At 70.9% G+C, this 3,776-nt stretch carries 2 protein-coding genes; both read right to left on the bottom strand.

What is annotated here, in order from left to right:
* Window positions 1-183: 183 nt before the first annotated feature.
* Complete coding sequence (locus tag DMC18_RS23515; RefSeq protein WP_233245185.1) at window positions 184-1,473, bottom strand: serine hydrolase; 1,290 nt, start codon at window positions 1,471-1,473, stop codon at window positions 184-186.
* A 95-nt stretch (window positions 1,474-1,568) separates the two neighbouring features.
* On the bottom strand, window positions 1,569-3,776 hold a 2,208-nt coding region (gene alaS / locus DMC18_RS23510), incomplete at its 5' end, for an alanine--tRNA ligase (protein ID WP_110133361.1).

Below are 3,776 nucleotides of genomic sequence, written 5' to 3'. Positions count from 1 at the left end.
GCCACCCATCAAGCTCGCGCTCGACACCTATCGCAATACACAGGGACCCAGGGGACTGGGTCCGGCGCACGGATTCGCCACCCGCGGACGGCCGGCGCACTGCGGCCGCCCCTGGGTCCCGGCTCTACGCGCTGCGCGCTTCGGCCGGGATGACAATGGTTTTGAGCTGACGAATGCCGCCCCCTAGGGCGCGACCTCCACCGCGTCGCTGCCCTTCAGCTGCAGCCAGTCGGTGAACGGCAGGTGGTAGTAGAGGTCGAAGACCTCGGCCTGCAGCTTGAAGGGCAGGCTGCTCTCGCTGTTCCACAGCATGACGACGCCGGTCTTGGTGGCCGGGTCGAACATCATGGTCGAGCGGTAGCCGTCGACGGCGCCGCTGTGGCCGGCCAGGCGGTGGCCCTGGTAGCCGAAGCTGCGCATGCCCAGGCCATAGGCCGGCTTGTCGAGCGAGCGGCCGAGCGGCGAGTTGCCGTAGGGCCGGTTGGTCAGCACGCGCGGGCGCTGGATCTCCTCCAGCACCCTGGCCGGCAGCACGGCGGGCGCCAGGCCCATCTGGGCCTGCATCCAGCGCGCCAGGTCGACGATGTTGGAGTTCACCCCCGCGGCCGCCGGCACCCGGTAATAGGCCTCGGCCAGGATCGACTCGCGGCCATAGCGGGTGGGCCGCGCCCAGTGCCGCTCGCCGCGGATCTCCTCCATGCCGATGGTCGTGCTGCCCATGCCCAGCGGCAGGAACAGCTTCTGGCGGGCCTCCTCGGCGTAGGGTCGGTGGGTGGAGGCCTCGATCACCTCGCGGATCGTGTCGTAGGCCAGGTTCTGGTAGGTGTGGCAGGTGGCCGGCGGGCATTGCGGCGGCACCGTTCCCAGCGCCTGCCGGATCGTCTTCGGATCGCGGCCGCCTTCCAGCCAGCCGTCATAGGCGTTGCGCGGCAGGCCGGTGCGCTGTGACAGAAGCTGCTCGACCGTCAGGGTCTGCTCGGCCCCGCCCGGCAGGCGCAGGCTGACGCCGAACCTGGCCAGAGAGTCCTGCAGCGAGAACGCCCCCTCCCCGGCCAGCCGCGCGCTCAGGGTCGAGGCCACGGTCTTGGACAGCGAGGCCCAGCGGAACACGGTGTCGGCGTTCACCGCCTCACCGTCGTTCGGCGTGGTCTGGCCATAGCCCTTCACGAACGACAGCCGGCCGTCCTCGACCACGGCGACGGCCAGGCCGGTCATGCTGCGGTCGGCCATCATCGTGCGGATGCGGGCGTCCAGCGCGCGGTAGTCGATCTTGCCGCGCCAGTCCTTGGCCTCCAGCGGCAGGACGACGGGCGTGGCGGCCGCGGCGACCTGGCGCTCGGCCTTGGTTCCGGCGGTCTCGGGGGCGCGCGTACAGCGCGAGACGGTCAGGCCGACGCCCCCGCCGATCACCGCCACCACGGCGGCAAGGCCAAGCCAGACCCGCCAGACGCGACGCTCGGCGGGATCGGGCACGATGTTGTGGATCTTACGCAGGCGCTGGTCCGCCGATACTGACTTGAGAACGAAGTCGGCCCGCTTCGGCGAGGAAGCGGGCCGATCTAAGGCGATCAGCCGGCCAGAACGGCCTTGATGGCGGCCAGGCCGTCGTCGGCCTTGGTCGCGTCAGGCGCGCCGCCCTGGGCGAAGTCGGGCTTGCCGCCCGCGCCCTGGCCGCCCATGGCGATCACGGCGGCCTTGGCCAGTTCGGCGGCGCTGAACTTGGCGGTCAGGTCGGCGGTGACGGCCACGGTGACGGCGGCCTTGCCGTCGGTCGTGCCCACCAGGGCCACGACGCCGCTGGTCAGCTGCTTCTTGAACTCCTCGGCGACGCCGCGCAGTTCCTTGCCGCCGACGCCGTCGAGGACGCGGGCGATCAGGGCGGTGCCGTTCACGTCTTCCGGACCGGAGGCCGCGCCGCCGCCGCCCAGGGCCAGCTGCTTCTTGGCCTCGGCCAGTTCCTTTTCCAGCTTCTTGCGCTCGGCCACCAGGGCGTCGACGCGGGCCAGGACCTCGGCGACCGGGGTCTTGAACTGGTCGGCCAGGGCCTTGGCGACGCCGGCCTGGTCGAGCAGGAAGCGGCGGGCCGCCTCGCCGGTCAGGGCCTCGATGCGGCGCACGCCGGCGGCCACGCCCTGCTCGGAGACGATCTTGAACAGGGCGATGTCGCCGGTGCGGGCCACGTGGGTGCCGCCGCACAGCTCGACCGAATAGGCCTTGCCGGCTTCGGTCAGGCTGTCGCCGAGGGTCAGCACGCGCACGCTGTCGCCGTACTTCTCGCCGAACAGCGCCACGGCGCCGGCCTCGATGGCCTCCTGCGGGGCCATTTCCTTGGTCTGGGCCGCCACGTTCTGGCGGATGACCGCGTTGACCTCGGCCTCGATGCGCTCGATCTCGTCGGGCGACAGCGGGCCGCCGTGGCTGAAGTCGAAGCGCATGCGCTCGCCGTCGACCATCTGGCCCTTCTGGGCGACGTGCGGGCCGAGCACATGGTGCAGGGCCGCGTGCACCAGGTGGGCGGCGGAGTGGTTGGAGCGGGTGGTGTGGCGGCGCTCGGCGTCGACGCTGGCCACGACCTGGTCGCCGACCTTCAGCGGCCCGGCCAGCTCGACGCGGTGCACGTGCAGTTCGCCGGCCTGCTTCTGGGTGTCGAGCACGCGGCTTTCCGCGCCATTGGCCTCGATCACGCCGGTGTCGCCGGCCTGGCCGCCGCTTTCGGCATAGAAGCTGGTGCGGTCGAGCAGCACGTCGACGGTCTGGCCGGCCTCAGCAGACTCGACCTCGGCGCCGTCGGCGACGATGGCCTTCACGACGCCGGTGGTCTCGGTGGTCTCATAGCCGACGAAGTCGGTGGCGCCGGCCTTTTCCTTGATCGAGAACCAGGCGGCGGCCGCGCCCTGCTGGCCCGAACCGGCCCAGTTGGCGCGGGCCATCTGGCGCTGGCGGTCCATGGCCACGTCGAAGCCGTCGGTGTCGACCGTGATGCCCTTGGCGCGCACGGCGTCCTGGGTCAGGTCGAGCGGGAAGCCGTAGGTGTCGTAGAGCTTGAAGGCGGTCTCGCCGTCCAGCACGCCGCCGCTTTCGAGCCCGGCGGTAGCTTCGTCAAGAAGCCCCATGCCGCGGCCCAGGGTGACGCGGAAGCGCTCTTCTTCCTGGCGCAAGGTCTCGACGATCGAGGCCTCGGCGCGGCGCAGTTCCGGATAGGCCTGGCCCATCTCGGCCACCAGGGTCGGGGCCAGGCGGTGCATCAGGGGCTCATTGGCGCCCAGCAGATAGGCGTGGCGCATGGCCCGGCGCATGATCCGGCGCAGCACGTAGCCGCGGCCTTCGTTCGACGGGGTGACGCCGTCGGCCAGCAGGAACGACGACGAGCGCAGGTGGTCGGCGATCACGCGGTGCGACGGGGCCTGGTCGCCCTCGGCCTTCACCCCGGTCAGCTCGACCGAAGCGGCGATCAGGGCCTTGAACAGGTCGATGTCGTAGTTGTCGTGCTGGCCCTGCAGGACGGCGGCGATGCGCTCCAGGCCCATGCCGGTGTCGATCGAGGGCTTGGGCAGCGACAGGCGCTCGCCGCCGGCCAGCTGCTCGAACTGCATGAACACCAGGTTCCAGATCTCGATGAAGCGGTCGCCGTCTTCATCGGGGCTGCCCGGAGGGCCGCCGAAGATGCCTTCGCCGTGGTCGTAGAAGATTTCCGAGCACGGACCGCAGGGGCCGGTGTCGCCCATGGACCAGAAGTTGTCGCTGGTCGGGATGCGGATGATCTTGTCGTCGGACAG

This window comes from Caulobacter sp. D5, from assembly GCF_003185805.1.
GTDB lineage: Bacteria > Pseudomonadota > Alphaproteobacteria > Caulobacterales > Caulobacteraceae > Caulobacter.
The sequence above is the reverse complement of the archived record's forward strand: the minus strand, read 5'-3'. Positions and strand labels throughout refer to the sequence as shown.